Source organism: Methylocapsa sp. S129, assembly GCF_009765995.1.
GTDB lineage: Bacteria > Pseudomonadota > Alphaproteobacteria > Rhizobiales > Beijerinckiaceae > Roseiarcus.
Genome location: NZ_LMUI01000009.1, coordinates 1 through 17,835, shown reverse-complemented (window position 1 = coordinate 17,835; position 17,835 = coordinate 1). Strand labels below are relative to the sequence as shown.

The following is a 17,835-nucleotide window of genomic DNA, read 5'->3' as shown; positions in this document are numbered from 1 at the left end:
CGACAGCGTTCCGTTCCTCCGTTCCCTGGCGTGAGACGAACCGCCGCGGATCGTCCACACGAAAACCAGAATCGCATAATCGGCATCAGAGGTCTTGGACGGGAAGGCTTTTTCAGTCAATTATGACCTTCCGAAAGATTGACGGCTTGCCCATTCAATTGGGGTGAAACGAGGGCGATATGACGGCGCAGCCGCAAGCGGGCGATCGGGCCCCAGATTTCAGTCTGTCGATCGGCGCGGCCGAACCCGTCAGCCTGCGCGCCCTCAAGGGGAGCAAGGTCGTCCTTTATTTCTACCCCAAGGACGACACCGAGGGCTGCACGGCCGAGGCGATCGCCTTCAACGGCCTGCGCGCCCAATTTGACCGCGCCGAGACGCGGATCGTCGGCATATCTCCCGATTCCACCGCCAGCCATGACAAGTTCAAGCGCAAGTATGGGCTCAAGCTGGCGCTTGCTTCGGACGAGACGAAAGCCATGCTTGAAGCCTATGGGGTCTGGCGGGAGAAAAGCATGTTCGGCCGAAAATATATGGGCGTCGAACGCACCACCCTGCTGATCGATCGGCAGGGCCAGATCGCGCGCGTCTGGCGCAAGGTCAGGGTCGCCGGCCACGCCGAGGAAGTGCTGGAAGCGGCCCGCGCCCTGTAAACAAGCCCTCGCACGCGCCGAGCGGGTGGTCCCCCGTCCGTTTGCGAAGGGTTAACCCTAATGAGGTGTAATCGCCGGCGTCGACTTCCCCTGCGGAAGGGGCCGGAGTTCTGTTCAATGGCGGCGCCAAACGCGTATCCAAGGCCAAAACTACCGACCTCGCACTATTTCTTCTCGCTGGCCCGCGGCGAAAGCATGCGCACTTTCGCGCTGCGGCCCGCGCTTTTCTGGTGCATTGTTTCGCTCACGCCGATCCTGGCGGTCTGGAGTCTGAGCGCATCTCTTTTTATCGCCTTTCATGACGACATGCTTGGCGCGATCGTCGCGCGCGAGGCGGAAATGCAATATGCCTATGAAGACCGCCTCGCCGACGCGCGCGCCCAGCTCGATCGGGTGACCAGCCGGCAATTGCTCGACCAGAACTCATTCGAAGGCAAGGTTCACGAGCTGCTGTCGCGGCAGGCCCAGCTCGAACAGCGCACCTCGATCGTCGCCTCGATGGCGGGGCAAGCGGGCCTAGGAGCCGAGACAAACGCCTCGCTCGCCGAGCGCGCCCGCCTCAAGCAAGCCGCCGCCAATGTAAAAGCGCCGACGACGGCGCTGATGGCGATTGGGGCCGCGCACGCGCAGCCCGCCGCCGATAGCGTCCTCGATTCGGTGAAAGCCTTCGCGCCAGTCGAGCCTGGCGACCGGACGCCGCCCGCCTCCGCCAAGCCTCGCCCACTCGAAGAGCCGCGGCCCGAGCGCGCCAGCGCGCTCCCGGCGGACGATCGCGAACAAACCGCGTTTGCCGACCTGAACGACGCCGCCAATAATCCCGACGTCGCGGCGCCGACGCGCCTCAACCTCATTTCTCACTCGCTCGACCGCATGGAAAAGCGGCAGCTCGCCGCGCTCACCCAAATCGGATCGTCGGCGACGGAGACGATATCGCGTCTGAGCGGCGTCATGGAAGACGCCGGCATCGCCGTCGATAGGCTCCCGCCGCCCCGGGCGGCGGGCGGCGTCGGCGGGCCTTATATCCCCGTCAAGGTCGACAGGGACGCGCCCGCCTTCGACCAGGCGGTGTCGGGCGTCGAGCGCAGCCTGCTCCTGGAGGATCGCCTTCGCCGCGCCGTTCCCTTCATGCCGGTGCGCCGTCCGCTGATCGGCGAAGCAGAGGTTTCCTCGCCATTCGGCTATCGCCCGGATCCGTTCCTGGGCCGCCCCGCCCTGCATCCCGGCGTCGATCTGGTGCAGGCCTATGGCTCGACCGTCAAAGCGACCGGCGCTGGCCGTGTCGTTCACGCCGGTCCCATGGGCGGCTACGGCAATATGGTCGAGATCGACCATGGCAATGGCCTGGCGACCCGCTATGGCCACATGTCCGAGGTCCTGGTCGAGGAAGGCCAGGAAGTCGAAGCGGGCGCGACGCTCGGTCGCCTCGGCTCCACAGGCCGCTCGACCGGCCCGCATCTGCATTATGAAGTGCGGGTTGACGGCGAACCCGTCGATCCCACGCGCTTCCTGCGCGCCGGCGTCGGACTCCTCGCCGCCGAGTGAGGCCGTCGCGGCGAGGCAAGCCGCGCCGCATTGGCCGCGTGCCTCGACGGCCCTGTCCTTTCCCTCCCGGAATGGTTTGCGCGGCAACGCTTGCGCGAAAGTCGAAGCAGACAGGAGAGCTTCAAAGCCGAAATTACATATTTATGAAAATTGATTTTATCGAAGTAATTCTCGATTTTCTCTAACATAGTGTTGCGGTGATTATCATGGAAACAGATTAGACCTCTTATCTATTTTGTCTTAAGGTTTGTCCATTGTCTTCCCCAACCGGCAGAGAGTGCGTCGACGAAGAACGTCGCGCCGCCAACGCCAGATGTGGTCGGAGATTCTTGTGGGCTTGGGAAACGGCATGCGTCGATCGTTGATGGCGGCGATTTTACTTCCCGACGGCCCCGCGACGCCTCGTGAAAGTCCTGTGAACGCCGTGCTTGCCGGTATTGCGACATGATCAAGCTCGTCAATTCGGTCGCCGATCTGACCGCCCTTCGCGATAGGGAAGAACTTGAAATCATCATGGCGCTGGCGGCGGCCGACCTGCTCGGGGCGACGACGGTGAAGTTGTGGCGCCTCGTAGGCTATTCGGATGAACTTCGGCTGCATGAGCGCGCTTTGCTGGCCGATCGCCGCGTCACCATATCCGACGCGCCTTCGAACGCGAACGATCTGCCGACGCTCGATTCCCGTCGCGATTTGCGCCTTTGCTATGACCGCCAAACGCCCTTGCCCGCCAGTCCCAGCGAGAAGGGGCGGCGCGGTCATATATTTCCGATCATGAGCGCGAGGGGAGTCGTCGGCTTTCTCGAGATTTGTCGCGCCACGCCTCTGAGCGACCATCGCCAGCGGCTGGTGTCCGGCCTTCTGCGCATCTATCAAAACCATCTCAAGATTCTCGATTACAGCGAAAGCGACGCGCTGACGGGTCTGCTGAACCGCAGGACTTTTGAGGCCGCATTCGCCCATCTGACGCGGATGGAGGCGACGAGCCGGGTCGGCGCGGTTCGGTTTGAGCGTATCGAACGTCGCCGCCCAATCGACCCCGACCAGCCTCGATGGCTCGCGGCGCTGGACATCGACTTTTTCAAAGGCATCAACGACCGCTTCGGCCATCAATGCGGCGACGACGTTCTGGTCTCGATGGCGCGGCTGATGCGCATCTCCTTCCGCGAGGGGGACCGCCTATTCCGCTACGGCGGCGAGGAATTCGTCATCCTATTGGAGCCGATGGCGGCGCAATATGTCTCGGGCGTCCTGGAACGCTTTCGCGCTTTGGTGGAAGCCCATGATTTTCCGCGGGTCGGATCCGTCACGATAAGCATCGGCTATACCTGCGTCGGCGCCGCGGACGACGGAACGGCGGCTTTTCGCCGCGCCGACGACGCTCTCTACGCCGCCAAGCGGCAAGGCCGCAATCAGGTGATTTGCTACGAAGAATTGGGCTGCGGCGCCGTTCTTTCAACGCATGCTTTGCTCGAGGCCGACGCTCTCGTCCATTGACGCGCGCTCAGCGCGCCTCCGCGAATTCGCTGGGCCGCGTCTCGCGCGCCAGGCTGTCCAGAACGGCGTTGATCATGCCCGATTCCTCGCGCGCGAAGAAGGCGCCGGCGATATCGACATATTCCTTAATCGCAACGCGCGCGGGCACATCGGCGCGCGCCTTCAGTTCATAGAGGCCGGCGCGCAATATCGCGCGCATCAGCGCTTCGACGCGCCGCAGCGGCCAACCCTCGGAGAGCGCTTCGTCAAGCTTGCGATCGATGGCGAGTTGGTCGGCTAGGACGCCCGATACGACGTCGCGAAAGAAGGCGAGTTCGGCGGGCTTGTATTGGTCCCCCTCGACCTCCTGGCCGATCCAATGCGCCTCAAATTCGGCGAGAATGTCGTTGAGGCCCTTGTCCGCCACTTCCATCTGATACAGCGCCTGCACGGCGGCGAGCCGCGCCGAGGAGCGTTGGTCGGCGCTGCTCATTTGGCGGCGCCCGGTTTTTTCGCGCCGGAAAATTTCGCGCCAAGATCGCGCTTGAGCGCGGCTAGAACGATGGCGGCCCGCGCCGCGTCGCCGCCTTTGTCGCCGCGCGCGGGGTCGGCGCGCGCCTCGGCCTGGGCCTCGTTCTCGACCGTGAGTATGCCATTGCCTAGGGCCAAGCGGCGCGCGACCGCCAGTTCGATCAAGGCGCGCGAGGATTCGCCTGCGACGATCTCGAAATGATAGGTCTCGCCCCGGATGACGCAACCCAGCGCGACCGCGCCGTCATAGGGCTCGCCCGCTTCAGCCGCCGCGTCGAGCGCGATCGCTATGGCGATGGGAATTTCCAGGGCGCCGGGCACATTGATGATTTCGCTGGAAGCGCCGGCCGCCGCGATCGCGCGCTGCGCGCCATCGAGCAATTGGGCGCCGATCGCCTCATAGAATCGCGCTTCGACGATCAGAATTCTGCCGCCGCTCAACATGGCGGGCGGTTTGGAGACATCGCGGCGCGGTTCGGCCATCTGTTCCTGCTGTCCTGTTCTTGATTTGGGGAGCGCCGGGCGCCGGCCCTTGCCTTAAAGCGGACCGCGGCGCGAAGCAAGGCAAGCGGTCCGCAACAATTGGCTTTCGCGCCCCGCCAGACCCATGCAGGCTGAGAGCGACGCCTTGACGGCCCAGGGAAATCGGCCGCAAAAGCAACGTCTGCGGCGCCCTGGCGAAAAGGCGGCGGACGACGGCGCACGACGGGAGAGCATGATGACGACCACGAGACATGTCGCCGTTCTAATCGGGAGCCTCCGCAAGGGCTCCTTCAACAAAAAGCTGGCCGAGGCGCTGATCAAACTCTCCCCGGAGGGGTTGCGCTACGAGAGCATCGAAATCGGCCACTTGCCCCTTTACAATCAGGATCTGGACAGCGAGGGCGACGCGCCGGCCGGCTGGACGACGTTCCGTGAGAAGGTCAAGGGCTTCGACGCGGTGCTGTTCGTCACGCCCGAATATAACCGCTCCGTCCCGGGCGTGCTGAAAAACGCCCTTGATGTCGGGTCGCGCCCCTATGGCAAGAGCGTCTGGAACGCAAAGCCGGCGGCGGTGGTCAGTTCGACGCCCGGCGCCATGGGAGGTTTTGGCGCCAATCACCATCTGCGCCAGTCGCTGGTGTTCCTGAACATGCCGACGCTGCAGCAGCCCGAGGCTTATATCGGCCACGCCGCGAACCTCGTCTCCGACGACGGGACCATCGCCAATGAGGGAACGCGCGAATTCCTGCGCGGCTTTATGAAGGCTTTCGCGGCCTGGATTGAAGTTACGATCAAACTCTGAAGCGCCGGCAGGCTGCCCGCCTTCACTGCGCCGCGAATTTGGCCGCCAGCGCCGCCGCGACATTGGGCGGCGCGAAGGGCGAGGCGTCGCCGCCCATCGCCGCGATCTGGCGCACCAAAGTCGCGGTGATGTGGCGCACCTGGGGCGAGGCCGGCAGAAAGACGGTCGGCAATTGCGGCGCCATCTGGCCGTTCATCCCCGCCATTTGCATTTCATAGTCGAAATCGGCGCCGTCGCGCAGACCACGGACAATCAGACCGGCGCCCGCCGCCCGCGCCGCCTCGACGGCGAGGCCCGAAAAAACCACGGCCTCCAGCTTGACGCCTGTTTTGGCGACGATCGGCGCCGCCGCCTCATGAATCATCGCCATGCGCTCGTCGGTCGAGAAAAGCCCGGCTTTGGTCGCGTTGGCCCCGATCCCTACGACCAGACGATCGCAAAGATGCGTCGCCCGCTCGATCACATCGAGATGGCCATTGGTCGGCGGGTCGAACGAGCCGGAGTAAAAAGCGGTGCGCGACATGGACCTCGTGACCTGGGCGCTCATATCCCCTCCCCCTTGTGGGGGAGGGTTAGGGAGGGGGTCGCGCAGACGTATCTCGCTGAGGCGCATTCCCCGTTTTTTCCGTCAGGCCTGCGCGACCCCCCATCCCGGCCTTCCCCCACAAGGGGGGAAGGGGAACGCGGCGCCGTTCAATTTGGCTGACGCGGTCTGCTAGCGTTAACCGGCGAAGAGGGCATGAGCAAGTGGCGACGCGCGGCTCATCGACCAGGCTGATGCGCGCCGTTCACGTCTTCAGCCGATAGCCTGTCCTGAAAATCCAGGTCACGATCCCCAGGCAGACCGCCAAAAACACCAGCGTCATGCCGAAGCTGACGACGACATTCACGTCGGACACGCCATAGAAACTCCAGCGGAATCCGCTCACGAGATAGACCACGGGATTGACGAGCGTCACGGCGCGCCAGAAGGGCGGCAGCATATCGATCGAATAGAAACTGCCGCCGAGGAAGGTCAATGGCGTGACGATGAGAAGCGGAACCATCTGCAGCTTCTCGAAACCATCCGCCCATATGCCGATGACAAAACCAAACAGGCTGAACGTGACGGACGTCAGCAGCAGAAAGCCCAGCATCCAGAAGGGATGGTCGATCCGCAGGTCGACGAAGAGGGCCGCCGTCGCCAGCGTGATCAGACCGATCATGATCGATTTGGTCGCCGCGGCGCCGACATAGGCGATCACGATCTCAAGGGGCGAAACCGGCGCCGACAGCAATTCGTAAATCGTGCCGACAAAGCGCGGGAAATAAATGCCGAACGAGGCGTTGGAAATGCTCTGGGTCAGCAGGCCCAGCATGATCAGGCCCGGCACGATGAACGCGCCATAGCTGACGCCGCCGACCTGCGACATGCGCGAACCGATCGCGGCGCCGAACACCACGAAATAGAGCGAGGTGGAGAGCACCGGCGACACGATGCTCTGGAGCAGCGTGCGCCGCGTGCGCATCATCTCGTAAACATAGATGGCGCGTAGAGCGTAGACGTTCATGGCGCGCCCCTGACCAGGCTGACGAAGATGTCCTCCAGGGAGCTTTGCTCCGTATGCAGGTCCTTGAAGGCGACGTTCGCGGCGACGAGATCGTGAAGCAGCGTCGCGACGCCGTCGCGCTCCCCCGCCGTATCGTAGGTGTAGACGAGTTCCTTGCCGTCCGCCGAAAGCGCAAGCGGATAAGCGGCGAGCGCGTCCGGAATCTGCGCCAGCGGCGTGGTGAGCATCAGCGTCAAATGCTTCTTGCCCAGCTTTTGCATCAATTCCTTTTTGTCCTCGACCAGGATCAGCTCGCCCTTGCTGATCACGCCGACGCGGTCGGCCATTTCTTCGGCCTCCTGGAGATAATGGGTCGTCAGAATGATCGTGACGCCCGCATCGCGCAGCGAGCGCACGAGGCGCCACATGTCGCGGCGCAATTCCACGTCGACGCCCGCCGTCGGTTCGTCGAGGAACAAGATCTGCGGTTCGTGGGACAAAGCTTTGGCGATCATGACGCGACGCTTCATGCCGCCCGAAAGCGTCATGATCTTGCTGTCTTTCTTATCCCACAAGGACAGATCCTTGAGCAGTTTCTCGATATAGGCGGGGTTGCGGCGCTTGCCGAAAAGGCCGCGGCTGAAACTGACCGTCCGCCAGACCGTGTCGAAAGTGTCGGTGGCGAGCTCCTGCGGCACGAGACCGATCCGGGCGCGCGCGCCGCGATAGTCGCGGACGATGTCATGTCCGTCGGCCTGCACGCTCCCCGCGCTCGGCGTGACAATGCCGCAAATGATGCTGATGAGAGTGGTCTTGCCCGCTCCGTTCGGCCCCAGCAAAGCGAAGATCTCGCCGCGACGAATGTCGAGCGTGATGTCGCGCAGCGCGGCGAAGCCGGACGCGTAGGTCTTCGAGAGATGGCTGACGGAGATGATGGGTTGCATGATGGGGCTATGTAGTGCGTCTGGGCTGCGATTGCGAAGGATAACGCCAGAGGATTGCGCAGCCCCTCATCCGGCGCTGCGCGCCACCTTCTCCCCGCTACGCGGGGCGAAGGGAAACGTGCGTCCCTTCGCCCCGCGTAGCGGGGAGAAGGTGGCCCGACGAAGTCGGGGCGCGGACGAATGCTTCGCATTCGCCTTGAGATGAGGGGCGGCGCAACCTCAGCGTTTACGCCTCCCCCTCGTCCTCCGTCCCCTCTTCGCCTTCCGGCTCGGATATCCGCTCGACCGCAACCACCCGCTCTTTTTCAGCGGTGTCGAAAACGATGACGCCCTGGGTGGCGCGGCCGGCGACGCGGATGCCTTCGACCGGGCAGCGGATAAGCTGGCCGCCGTCGGTCACCAGCATGATTTCGTCGCCATGCTCCACCGGGAAGGAGGCGACCAGCTTGCCGTTGCGCGCATTGACCGCCATTGCGACGATGCCCTTGCCGCCGCGCCCGGTCAGGCGATATTCGAACGACGACGAGCGCTTGCCATAGCCGTTTTCTGAAACGGTGAGGATGATCTGCTCGGCGGCGGACATGGCCGCGTAACGGTCCGTCGCAAGCGGCGCATCGGCTGCGGGAGCGGCCTCCGCGTCCGGCTCGACAACCGCTTCCTCACCAGTTTCGCCGGCCATCGCGCGGCGCATTTTGAGATAGGCCGCGCGCTCTTCGCCCGTCGCGTCGAACTCGCGCAGGATCGCCAGCGAAATGACGCTGTCGCCTTCGGCGAGCGACACGCCGCGCACGCCCATGGAATCGCGCCCCTTGAACACGCGCACTTCATCGACGGAAAAGCGGATGCACTGGCCGAGCATGGTGGTCAGCAGCACATCGTCCTTCTCCGAACAGATCTGCACGTCGACGATGGACTCGCCTTCGTCGAGCCGCATGGCGATCTTGCCGGCGCGGTTCACCTGCGCGAAGTCCGACAATTTGTTGCGCCGAACCGTGCCGCGTGTGGTGGCGAACATCACATCGAGGCTTTCCCAGCTCGCCTCGTCCTCAGGCAGCGGCATGATGGTGGTGATGCGCTCGCCCGTCTCCAACGGCAGCATGTTGACGAGCGCTTTGCCGCGCGATTGCGGGGCGGTCAGCGGCAATCGCCAGACCTTTTCCTTATAGACCTGACCCATCGAGGAGAAATAAAGCACCGGCTGGTGCGTGGTGGCGACGAACAGCCGCGCGACGAAATCTTCCTCGCGCGTCTGCATGCCCGACCGGCCCTTGCCGCCGCGCCTTTGCGCGCGATAGGTCGAGAGCGGCACGCGCTTGATATAGCCGCCGTGGCTGACGAGAACGACCATATCCTCGCGCTGGATGAGGTCTTCGTCCTCCATATCGGCGTCGCTGTCGAGAATGATCGTGCGGCGCGGCGTCGCAAAAGCCGTCTTCACCGCGACGAGTTCGTCGCGAATGATGCCCATCACGCGTGCGCGCGAACCCAAGATATCGAGATATTCGGCGATCTCGGCGGCGAGCTTGTTCAAGGCGTCGGCGATTTCATCGCGCCCGAGCGCGGTCAGGCGCGCCAGGCGCAATTCGAGAATCGCGCGCGCCTGCGCTTCGGAGAGGCGCACCGTGCCGTCTTCCGCCAGCACGTGGCGGGGATCGGCGATCAGCGCGACCAGCGGCGCCATGTCGCGCGCCGGCCAGGCGCGATCCATCAAGGCGAAGCGCGCCGCGGCGGCGTCGGGCGAGGTGCGGATGAGGCGGATGACTTCGTCGATATTGGCGACTGCGATCGCCAGACCCACCTGCAAATGCGCGCCGTCGCGCGCCTTGGTGAGGAGATGCTTGGTGCGCCGCGTGACGACTTCCTCGCGGAATTCGAGGAACGCCGTCAGCATGTCTTTCAGCGTCATCATCTGCGGGCGTCCGCCCGTCAGCGCGATCATATTGGCGCCGAAGCTCGATTGCATCGCGGTGAAGCGCCAGAGTTGGTTCAGCACGACTTCGGGCACGGCGTCGCGCTTGATTTCGATGACGATGCGCATGCCATCGCGATCGGATTCGTCGCGCAGGTCCGAGATGCCCTCGACGCGTTTTTCGCGCACCAGATCGGCGATCTTCTCGATCAAGGTCGATTTGTTCACCTGATAGGGAATTTCGGTGACGATCAACGCTTCGCGATCTTTACGAATTTCTTCGACCGCCACTTTCGAACGCATGACGATCGAGCCGCGCCCGGTCGCATAGGCTGAGCGGATGCCGCCGCGCCCGAGAATCGAGCCGCCAGTGGGGAAATCGGGACCGGGGATGATTTCGAGCAGTTCCTCGAAGCTCATATCGGGCCGGTCCATCAGGGCCAGCGCGCCATCGATCGTCTCGCCAAGATTGTGAGGCGGAATATTCGTCGCCATGCCGACGGCGATGCCGCCAGCGCCGTTGACCAGAATATTGGGGAAGCGCGCCGGCAGAACGACGGGCTCCAGCTCCTTCTCGTCATAATTGGGACGGAAATCGACGGTTTCCTTGTCGAGATCCTCGAGCAATTGCATCGCGACCTTTTCAAGCCGCACCTCGGTATAACGTTGCGCCGCGGGCGGGTCGCCGTCGACCGAACCGAAATTGCCCTGCCCGTCGAGCAGCGGCACGCGCATGGAAAAATCCTGCGCCATGCGCACCAAGGCGTCATAGATCGCGAGATCGCCATGCGGATGATATTTACCCATGACGTCGCCGGTGACGCGCGACGATTTGTTATAGGGGCGATCCGGCGTGAAATTGTTTTCGCGCATCGAAAACAGGATGCGCCGATGCACGGGCTTCAACCCGTCGCGAACGTCGGGCAAGGCGCGGCTGACGATCACGCTCATCGCGTAATCGAGATAGCTGCGCTTCATTTCGTCGGTGATCGAAACGGGCTTGATATCGGAGGGGCCGCCGCCGGCCGGCCTCTCGTCTTTATTGTCGGCCAAGTGTTGCGAATCCTAGGGCAAGAAATTTCAAGCGTCTTAGTAGACGATTCCGTCGCGCGCCGCCACCTCCCGAACGCGATAAATAATGACGATTTTCTCGTTATATTTCAACGAGCTAAATTATTTGCAGGAACGCGGGCGCACCGCCCGCCCTTAAGACGCTGGAGATCGAGCCAGAGAAGCGAGAAGAAGCGACCGGGACGGGCGCGGGCGCGAGGCGCCGGGACAAACTCCGTCCGGACGCATAAAGGTTGTGCGGCCACGTCAATTTTCTCAATAAGAACGCTGGGAACGGAACGCCGCGCGATGCTGCTGGACTATCTCAAGACGGCTTTCGTGACCATGCTCGTCACGCTCGATCCGCCAGGGCTGGCGCCGGTGTTCATCGGGCTCACGCTGGGGATGACCAGAGCGGCGCAGCGCGAGGTGGCGGTGCGCGCGACGATCATCGCCTTCGCCATTCTCGCGGCCTTCGCGTTCGGCGGCGGCGCAGTGATGGACCTGCTCGGCATTTCGATTCCGGCCTTCCGGATCGCCGGCGGCCTGCTGCTGTTCTATATCGCCTTCGACATGATTTTCGAGCTGCGGGCCCAACGTAAGCAGGAGCTGGCCAGCGATGCGATGACGATCGATCATATTCGCAATGTCGCGGCGTTTCCCCTGGCGATCCCATTGATGAGCGGCCCCGGATCGATCACCGCGACAATGCTGCTGGCCGGACGGGCCGGCGGCGACTGGTTGGCGCTGACCGGGCTGATGGCGATCATCGCTCTGGTGATGATCCTCTGCATGCTTACCTTCCTGATGGCGGAACGCGTCTCGCGTCTGCTTGGGACGACCGGCAATGTGGTGTTGACGCGCATGCTCGGGGTTGTCCTCGCCGCGCTCGCCGTGCAATTTGTGATCAATGGCGTGCTGACGGTGGGCAAGTGACGGAGCGTGACAATTCTCTCGCATGGCGCGTCGAGCGCGCGCTGCAAATGGCGTGGCCCGCCCTCGATGAGCAGAGATGCGGCGATTGGCTGGCGCGCTTCGCGCCGGGGGTTTCGCGGCGCTCCAATTCCGCCAATCCGACGCGCGCCGATTTGCGGAATATCGATGCGGATATCGCGGCCTGCGAGGCGGCCTATCGCGCGCGCGGGCTGCCCGCGATGTTTCGCCTGCCCGGCATAGCGGCGCCGGCCGCCGACGAACGGCTGGCCCGCCTGAATTATGTCGCAGAGGGCGAGACCGTGACGCTGCGCGCCGCGCTTGCGCCGGGCGCGCGCGATGCGGAAGTTTCGATATCGGCGCGGCCGGACGCCGCCTGGCTCGCGGCGATGGCTGAATTGCAGGGTCAGACACCCGAACACGCTGCGATCTACGGCGACGTCGTCCGATCTATCGCGATCCCGGCGGGTTTCGCCAGCCTGCGCGAGGACGGCGAATGGGCGGCGCTCGCCTATGGCGCGGTAAGCGACCGCTTGCTCTGTTGCGAATCGGTGGTCGCGCATCCGCGCCGGCGCGGGCGGGGCCATGGGCGGCGCATCATGAAAGCGCTGCTCGCCTGGGCCGCCGAACAAGGCGCGCGCGACGTCTGCCTGCAGGTCGCCGCCGACAATGGGCCGGGGCGCGCGCTCTATCGCAGCCTTGGCCTGACGAGCGAGCTTTATCGCTACCACTATCGGCGCGCGCCCAACGCGGCTTGAAGCGCCTTGCGCTTAGCGGCCGCCCGTCACGTCGAGGATCGCCCCGGTCGTATAGGAGGCGGCGTCGCTCAGCAGCCAGATGATCGCCTCGCCGACCTCGTCGGGCAATCCCGGGCGCCCGAGCGGCGCGGTGACGCCAAGGCGCTGGGCGCGATCGGGCTCGCCGCCGCTCGCATGAATGTCGGTCTCAATCAGGCCGGGGCGGACGGCGTTGACGCGCACGCCTTCGGGGCCGAGTTCCTTCGAAAGCCCGAGGGTCAGCGTATCGATCGCACCTTTCGAGCCGGCATAGTCGACATATTCGCCGGGGCCGCCAATCCTCGCCGCGGCGGAAGAAACGAGGACGATCGAGCCGCCGGCGCCGCCCAGGCTTTTGCTGAGGCGGCGCGCCGCCTCGCGCGCGCAGACATAGGCGCCGAGCACATTGATGTCGAAAACGCGCCGCATGCGCTCGACGCTCATATCGGCAAGATGCGCGCGCGGCGCGACCACGCCGGCATTGACGACAACGCCGTCGAGCGGGCCAAGCGCCCGCACCGCGCCTTCGAACATTTCGAGCACATCCGCCTCGAAGGCGACATCGCCATGCAGCGCGACCGCCTTGCCGCCCGCGCGCTCGATCTCCTTGACCACCGCCAGCGCGCCCGCCTCGTCGCGCACATAATTGACGCCGACCGACCAGCCGCGCCGGCCCGCCAGCAAAGCGGCGGCGCGGCCGATGCCGCGCGAGGCGCCGGTGATGAGAATGGTCTTGGACATGAAGCCTCAGGGGAATTCAGCGAATAAAAGACCGCGGGAGCGGCAAAACGCATGATTTCATCTATAGTTTTCGCCTCCATCCGCCAAGCGAAATGAGGAGCCATTCATGCGGCTGTTCGCCTCTGCGATCCTGATGATATTGTCAACCGTTCCGGTGGCTTACGCCGATGATTGCGCCGACCAGACGCAACAGGGCCTCGATAAATGCGCGGGCGTGGCCTATGCCAAAGCCGACGCGGCGCTCAACAGCGTCTATAAGGAAATCATCCGGCGGCTGAAGGACGATGCGGCGACGACCAAGCTGCTGGTCACGGCGCAAAAAGCGTGGATCGCCTATCGCGACGCTGAATGCGCCTTCTCCAGCTCCGCCAGCGCCGGCGGCACCATCTATCCGATGGTCGTCACGATCTGCCTGGAGGCGGTGACGACAGAGCGGACCAAGGCGCTCGGCGCCTATCTGAAATGCGAGGTGGGGGATACGGGGTGCCCTGTGCCGGGGAAGTAGGGCGCGAACCACTAGAAGCGCAAAACGGGTACCCTATAGCAGCCGTGGCCGCCAGAGCGTCAAAGGATAGCGCCGCCCCTCATCGGCCCGGCTCCGCCGGGCGCCTTCTCCCGCTTCGCGAGAGAAGGGAAACGCGCGCCGGCCTTCTCAGAACGGAATATCGTCGTCGATATCCCCTCCGCCGCTCGCCAGCGCGGGCTTGCGGTCGACGGGCGAGGAGCGGCCGAAGCTGGAGCCGCCGGACGAGCGCTCTTCGCCGCCGCCAAAGCTCTCGCCCCCGCCGCCGCCCTTTGCGTCGAGCAGCGTCAGTTCGCCGCGAAAGCGCTGCAGCACGACTTCGGTCGTATATTTCTCGGCGCCCGAGGCGTCGGTCCATTTGCGCGTCTGCAACTGGCCTTCGACATAGACCTTGCTGCCCTTCTTGCAATATTGCTCGACGATCTTGCCGATGCCGTCGTTGAAGATCACGACATTATGCCATTCGGTCTTTTCCTTGCGCTCGCCGGTGGTCTTGTCGCGCCAGTTCTCCGACGTCGCGATGCGGATGTTGACCACCTGATCGCCGGAATTGAGCCGGCGCACCTCGGGGTCGCGGCCCAGATTGCCCACCAGAATGACTTTATTGACGCTGCCCGACATATCGCTCTCCTACCGCCGTCCAACGACGCGCGCTCATAATCTTTGCTCAGCCTTCGCCCAAACTAACGCTTTGCGGCCGCCAATGCCGCCCCCGATCGCACTTGTCCACAGTCAGCGCATCCCGCCGTCATTTGGCGCAGCGCGCTTTCGCACTACATTAGGGGAACGACTTCCCACCGTTCTCTTTTTGTTCTAGCATCGCTCCCGGCGCGGCGCAAGCCCGCCCGCAGCGATTCGTTTGTCCCCGTGAAGGTTCCCATGGCGAGCCCCAAACCCATTAAGAAGCCCGCGCGCGTCAAGTCCGCCGCGCCCGTCGTCACCGCCGTCGAAAGATTGTTCGACGGCCGCGCCATCACAGTGCGCGGCGCGCGCGAGCATAATCTGAAGAACGTCGATCTGACGATCCCGCGCGACAAGCTCGTCGTGTTCACCGGCCTGTCGGGATCGGGCAAGTCGTCGCTCGCTTTCGATACGATCTATGCCGAGGGCCAGCGCCGCTATGTCGAGTCGCTGTCGGCCTACGCCAGGCAGTTCCTCGAAATGATGCAAAAGCCCGATGTCGACCAGATCGACGGGCTTTCGCCGGCGATCGCCATCGAGCAGAAGACGACGTCGAAGAATCCACGCTCGACGGTCGGCACCGTCACCGAAATCCACGATTACATGCGCCTGCTCTGGGCGCGCGTCGGCATCCCCTATTCGCCGGCGACCGGCCTGCCGATCGAGAGCCAGACGATTTCGCAGATGGTCGATCGCGTGCTGGCGCTGCCTGAGCGCACGCGGCTGTTCCTAATCGCGCCGGTCATTCGCGGCCGCAAGGGCGAGTATCGCAAGGAAATCGCCGATTTCATGAAGCGCGGCTTCCAGCGCCTGAAAATCGACGGCGAGTTCTACGAGATCGCCGACGCGCCGACGCTCGACAAGAAGTTCAAACACGACATCGACGTGGTGGTCGACCGCCTGATCGTGCGCGCCGATATGGCGAGCCGGCTCGCCGAGAGTTTCGAGACCGCGCTGGAGCTCGCCGACGGCATTGCGATCGTCGAATTCGCCGATGCGCCCGCCGAAGGCGGCGAGCCGCGCCGCATCATGTTCTCCTCGAAATTCGCTTGTCCGGTGTCGGGCTTCACGATTCCCGAGATCGAGCCGCGGCTGTTCTCGTTCAACAATCCGTTCGGCGCCTGCCCGACCTGCGGCGGCCTCGGGTCGCAGATGAAGGTCGATCCCGATCTTGTCGTTCCCGACAGCCGCCTGACCCTGCGCAAGGGCGCCATCGCGCCCTGGGCGAAATCGACCTCGCCCTATTATGCCCAAACGCTGGAGGCGCTCGGCCGCCATTACAAATTCCGCCTCGACGCCCCCTGGGCCGAACTGCCGGCCAAAGCGCGCGACGTGATTCTCAACGGCTCGGGCGACGAAGACGTGCGTATGGCCTATGAGGACGGCTTGCGCTCTTACGAAGTGAAGAAGCCGTTCGAAGGCGTCGTCACAAACCTCGAGCGCCGCTATCGCGAGACGGAAAGCGAATGGTCGCGCGAGGAAATTTTGCGCTATATGAGCGCGACGCCCTGCGCCGCCTGCAAAGGCTATCGCCTGAAGCCCGAAGCGCTGGCGGTGAAAATCGACGGCCAGCATATCGGCGAAGTCAGCCTGCTGTCGGTGAAGGCCGCCGTCGATTGGGCGCGCGGGCTGCCAGAGAAACTCGATTCCAAGCGCAACGAAATCGCCCAGCGCATCCTCAAGGAAATCGGCGACCGTCTGACCTTCCTGCGCGACGTCGGCCTCGACTATCTCACGCTCGCGCGCGCCTCCGCCACGCTGTCGGGCGGCGAAAGCCAGCGCATCCGGCTCGCTTCGCAGATCGGCTCGGGCCTGACCGGCGTGCTCTATGTGCTCGACGAACCGTCGATCGGCCTGCATCAGCGCGACAATGCGCGGCTGCTCGATACGCTGCGGCGATTGCGCGGCCTCGGCAATAGCGTGATCGTCGTCGAGCACGACGAAGATGCGATTCTCGCCGCCGATTATGTCGTCGATGTCGGCCCCGGCGCCGGCATCCACGGCGGCGAAATCGTCGCCAAAGGCACGCCGGCGGAGATCATCGCCAATCCCAATTCGCTGACCGGCCAGTATCTGTCCGGCGCGCGCGCGATCCCCGCCCCCGCACGCCGCCGCGCCGCCAAGCCGGGCCGTGAGATCAAAATCGTCGGCGCGCGCGGCAATAATCTGAAGGACGTTTCGGCAACCATTCCGCTCGGCCTGTTCACTTGCGTGACCGGCGTCTCCGGCGGCGGCAAATCGACCCTGGCGATCGACACGCTCTATAAGGCGGTGGCGCGCAATCTCAATGGCGCGAGCGAACATCCCGCGCCTTACGATCGCATCGAAGGATTGCAGCAACTCGACAAGGTCATCGACATCGACCAGTCGCCGATCGGCCGCACGCCGCGCTCCAATCCCGCCACCTATACCGGCGCCTTCACGCCGATGCGCGAATGGTTCGCCGGCATGCCCGAAGCCAAGGCGCGCGGCTATCAGGCCGGGCGCTTTTCGTTCAACGTGAAAGGCGGGCGCTGCGAGGCGTGCCAGGGCGACGGCGTCATCAAGATCGAAATGCACTTTTTGCCCGACGTCTATGTCACCTGCGATGTCTGCAAGGGCAAGCGTTACGATCGCGAAACGCTGGAGGTGAAATACCGCGACCGCTCGATCGCCGACGTGCTCGACATGACGGTTGAAGAGGCGGCCGTGCTGTTCAAGGCGGTGCCCTCCATTCGCGACAAGATGGAGACGCTGGTGCGGGTCGGCCTCGGCTATGTCAAGGTCGGCCAGCAGGCGACCACATTGTCGGGTGGCGAGGCTCAGCGCGTCAAACTCGCCAAGGAATTGTCGCGCCGCTCGACCGGGCGCACGCTCTATATCCTTGACGAGCCGACCACCGGTCTGCATTTCCACGACGTCGCCAAATTGCTCGAAGTGCTGCACGAGCTCGTCGACCAGGGCAATTCGATGGTGGTGATCGAGCACAATCTCGAAGTGGTGAAGACCGCCGACTGGATCATCGACATGGGTCCGGAAGGGGGCGACGGCGGCGGCGAAGTCGTCGCCATGGGCACGCCCGAAGACATCGCGCGCAACAAACGCAGCCATACCGGCGAATATCTGCGCGCCGTGCTGGCGCGAAGGCCGGAACGCAAGCGACGCGAAGAGGCGGCCGAGTAAAGCGCGGCTCCCCTCTCCCGAAGCTACGGCATTCACACGAGTGATTCCCATTAGGGTCGATGTGTGATTCAAGCGCCTTTTGTTGCGGGGCGCGATGGGTCATGGC

Annotated in this window: 16 protein-coding genes; 8 read left to right on the top strand and 8 right to left on the bottom strand. The window is 64.0% G+C overall.

From position 1 onward, the window contains the following. Positions 1 to 179: 179 nt before the first annotated feature. From GSQ90_RS02300 to GSQ90_RS02290, 3 genes are all read left to right on the top strand, one after another. Entirely contained in the window at positions 180 to 650 is a 471-nt protein-coding gene (locus tag GSQ90_RS02300; RefSeq protein WP_158812921.1) for a peroxiredoxin, read from the top strand. A 117-nt stretch (positions 651 to 767) separates the two neighbouring features. Continuing rightward, complete coding sequence (locus GSQ90_RS02295) at positions 768 to 2,192, top strand: M23 family metallopeptidase (RefSeq protein ID WP_158812919.1); 1,425 nt, start codon at positions 768 to 770, stop codon at positions 2,190 to 2,192. 444 nt (positions 2,193 to 2,636) lie between these two features. Next, positions 2,637 to 3,686 carry a GGDEF domain-containing protein gene (locus GSQ90_RS02290; RefSeq protein ID WP_158812917.1) on the top strand — a complete coding sequence of 350 codons (1,050 nt, stop codon included), beginning with the start codon at positions 2,637 to 2,639 and terminating at the stop codon, positions 3,684 to 3,686. Positions 3,687 to 3,693: 7 nt separating this feature from the next. On the opposite strand, the gene nusB is transcribed toward GSQ90_RS02290, so the two are convergent. Together nusB and ribH are read right to left on the bottom strand one after the other, a co-directional pair. Beyond that, entirely contained in the window at positions 3,694 to 4,158 is a 465-nt protein-coding gene (nusB, locus tag GSQ90_RS02285; RefSeq protein ID WP_158812915.1) for a transcription antitermination factor NusB, read from the bottom strand. After that, complete coding sequence (ribH, locus tag GSQ90_RS02280; protein ID WP_158812913.1) at positions 4,155 to 4,679, bottom strand: 6,7-dimethyl-8-ribityllumazine synthase; 525 nt, start codon at positions 4,677 to 4,679, stop codon at positions 4,155 to 4,157. The genes nusB and ribH overlap by 4 nt, the downstream gene beginning before the upstream one ends. Before the next feature lie 235 nt (positions 4,680 to 4,914). Between ribH and GSQ90_RS02275 the strand changes: the two genes are divergently transcribed. Continuing rightward, entirely contained in the window at positions 4,915 to 5,481 is a 567-nt protein-coding gene (locus tag GSQ90_RS02275; protein WP_158812911.1) for an NADPH-dependent FMN reductase, read from the top strand. A gap of 22 nt (positions 5,482 to 5,503) precedes the next feature. Here GSQ90_RS02275 and coaD read toward each other — a convergent pair whose 3' ends face one another. The 4 genes from coaD to gyrA all read right to left on the bottom strand — a co-directional run bounded on the left by coaD (position 5,504) and on the right by gyrA (position 10,916). Next, a complete protein-coding gene (gene coaD, locus GSQ90_RS02270) occupies positions 5,504 to 6,004 on the bottom strand; it encodes a pantetheine-phosphate adenylyltransferase (RefSeq protein ID WP_158812960.1) in 501 nt (166 codons plus the stop codon). Positions 6,005 to 6,269: 265 nt separating this feature from the next. Next, complete coding sequence (locus GSQ90_RS02265; protein ID WP_158812909.1) at positions 6,270 to 7,031, bottom strand: ABC transporter permease; 762 nt, start codon at positions 7,029 to 7,031, stop codon at positions 6,270 to 6,272. Next, on the bottom strand, positions 7,028 to 7,954 hold the full coding sequence (locus GSQ90_RS02260) for an ABC transporter ATP-binding protein (protein WP_158812907.1): 927 nt from the start codon (positions 7,952 to 7,954) through the stop codon (positions 7,028 to 7,030). The genes GSQ90_RS02265 and GSQ90_RS02260 overlap by 4 nt, the downstream gene beginning before the upstream one ends. A 226-nt stretch (positions 7,955 to 8,180) precedes the next feature. After that, on the bottom strand, positions 8,181 to 10,916 hold the full coding sequence (gene gyrA / locus GSQ90_RS02255; protein WP_158812905.1) for a DNA gyrase subunit A: 2,736 nt from the start codon (positions 10,914 to 10,916) through the stop codon (positions 8,181 to 8,183). A 306-nt stretch (positions 10,917 to 11,222) separates the two neighbouring features. Between gyrA and GSQ90_RS02250 the strand changes: the two genes are divergently transcribed. Further along, complete coding sequence (locus GSQ90_RS02250) at positions 11,223 to 11,849, top strand: MarC family protein (protein ID WP_158812903.1); 627 nt, start codon at positions 11,223 to 11,225, stop codon at positions 11,847 to 11,849. Continuing rightward, positions 11,846 to 12,604 carry a GNAT family N-acetyltransferase gene (locus GSQ90_RS02245; RefSeq protein WP_246731382.1) on the top strand — a complete coding sequence of 253 codons (759 nt, stop codon included), beginning with the start codon at positions 11,846 to 11,848 and terminating at the stop codon, positions 12,602 to 12,604. Before GSQ90_RS02250 ends, GSQ90_RS02245 begins: the two co-directional genes overlap by 4 nt. Before the next feature lie 12 nt (positions 12,605 to 12,616). Here GSQ90_RS02245 and GSQ90_RS02240 read toward each other — a convergent pair whose 3' ends face one another. Beyond that, complete coding sequence (locus tag GSQ90_RS02240; RefSeq protein WP_158812901.1) at positions 12,617 to 13,363, bottom strand: SDR family oxidoreductase; 747 nt, start codon at positions 13,361 to 13,363, stop codon at positions 12,617 to 12,619. A 106-nt stretch (positions 13,364 to 13,469) separates the two neighbouring features. On the opposite strand from GSQ90_RS02240, the gene GSQ90_RS02235 reads away from it, so the two are divergent. Next, the gene (locus GSQ90_RS02235; RefSeq protein WP_158812899.1) at positions 13,470 to 13,868 is read left to right on the top strand and encodes a lysozyme inhibitor LprI family protein; all 399 of its coding nucleotides are present in this window, start codon (positions 13,470 to 13,472) and stop codon (positions 13,866 to 13,868) included. 147 nt (positions 13,869 to 14,015) lie between these two features. Here GSQ90_RS02235 and ssb read toward each other — a convergent pair whose 3' ends face one another. Next, on the bottom strand, positions 14,016 to 14,507 hold the full coding sequence (ssb, locus tag GSQ90_RS02230) for a single-stranded DNA-binding protein (protein ID WP_158812897.1): 492 nt from the start codon (positions 14,505 to 14,507) through the stop codon (positions 14,016 to 14,018). Between the two features lie 258 nt (positions 14,508 to 14,765). Between ssb and uvrA the strand changes: the two genes are divergently transcribed. Beyond that, complete coding sequence (uvrA, locus tag GSQ90_RS02225; RefSeq protein ID WP_158812895.1) at positions 14,766 to 17,729, top strand: excinuclease ABC subunit UvrA; 2,964 nt, start codon at positions 14,766 to 14,768, stop codon at positions 17,727 to 17,729. The last annotated feature ends 106 nt before the right edge of the window (positions 17,730 to 17,835 follow it).

Excerpts from the sequence above, each read along its gene's own strand:
- nusB (WP_158812915.1), bottom strand. The coding sequence starts at position 4,158 with ATGAGCAGCGCCGACCAACGCTCCTCGGCGCGGCTCGCCGCCGTGCAG.
- GSQ90_RS02250 (WP_158812903.1), top strand. The coding sequence starts at position 11,223 with ATGCTGCTGGACTATCTCAAGACGGCTTTCGTGACCATGCTCGTCACG.
- GSQ90_RS02275 (WP_158812911.1), top strand. The coding sequence starts at position 4,915 with ATGACGACCACGAGACATGTCGCCGTTCTAATCGGGAGCCTCCGCAAG.
- GSQ90_RS02290 (WP_158812917.1), top strand. The coding sequence starts at position 2,637 with ATGATCAAGCTCGTCAATTCGGTCGCCGATCTGACCGCCCTTCGCGAT.
- GSQ90_RS02300 (WP_158812921.1), top strand. The coding sequence starts at position 180 with ATGACGGCGCAGCCGCAAGCGGGCGATCGGGCCCCAGATTTCAGTCTG.
- ribH (WP_158812913.1), bottom strand. The coding sequence starts at position 4,679 with ATGGCCGAACCGCGCCGCGATGTCTCCAAACCGCCCGCCATGTTGAGC.
- GSQ90_RS02235 (WP_158812899.1), top strand. The coding sequence starts at position 13,470 with ATGCGGCTGTTCGCCTCTGCGATCCTGATGATATTGTCAACCGTTCCG.
- GSQ90_RS02240 (WP_158812901.1), bottom strand. The coding sequence starts at position 13,363 with ATGTCCAAGACCATTCTCATCACCGGCGCCTCGCGCGGCATCGGCCGC.
- GSQ90_RS02265 (WP_158812909.1), bottom strand. The coding sequence starts at position 7,031 with ATGAACGTCTACGCTCTACGCGCCATCTATGTTTACGAGATGATGCGC.
- coaD (WP_158812960.1), bottom strand. The coding sequence starts at position 6,004 with ATGTCGCGCACCGCTTTTTACTCCGGCTCGTTCGACCCGCCGACCAAT.
- GSQ90_RS02260 (WP_158812907.1), bottom strand. The coding sequence starts at position 7,954 with ATGCAACCCATCATCTCCGTCAGCCATCTCTCGAAGACCTACGCGTCC.
- GSQ90_RS02295 (WP_158812919.1), top strand. The coding sequence starts at position 768 with ATGGCGGCGCCAAACGCGTATCCAAGGCCAAAACTACCGACCTCGCAC.
- ssb (WP_158812897.1), bottom strand. The coding sequence starts at position 14,507 with ATGTCGGGCAGCGTCAATAAAGTCATTCTGGTGGGCAATCTGGGCCGC.
- uvrA (WP_158812895.1), top strand. The coding sequence starts at position 14,766 with ATGGCGAGCCCCAAACCCATTAAGAAGCCCGCGCGCGTCAAGTCCGCC.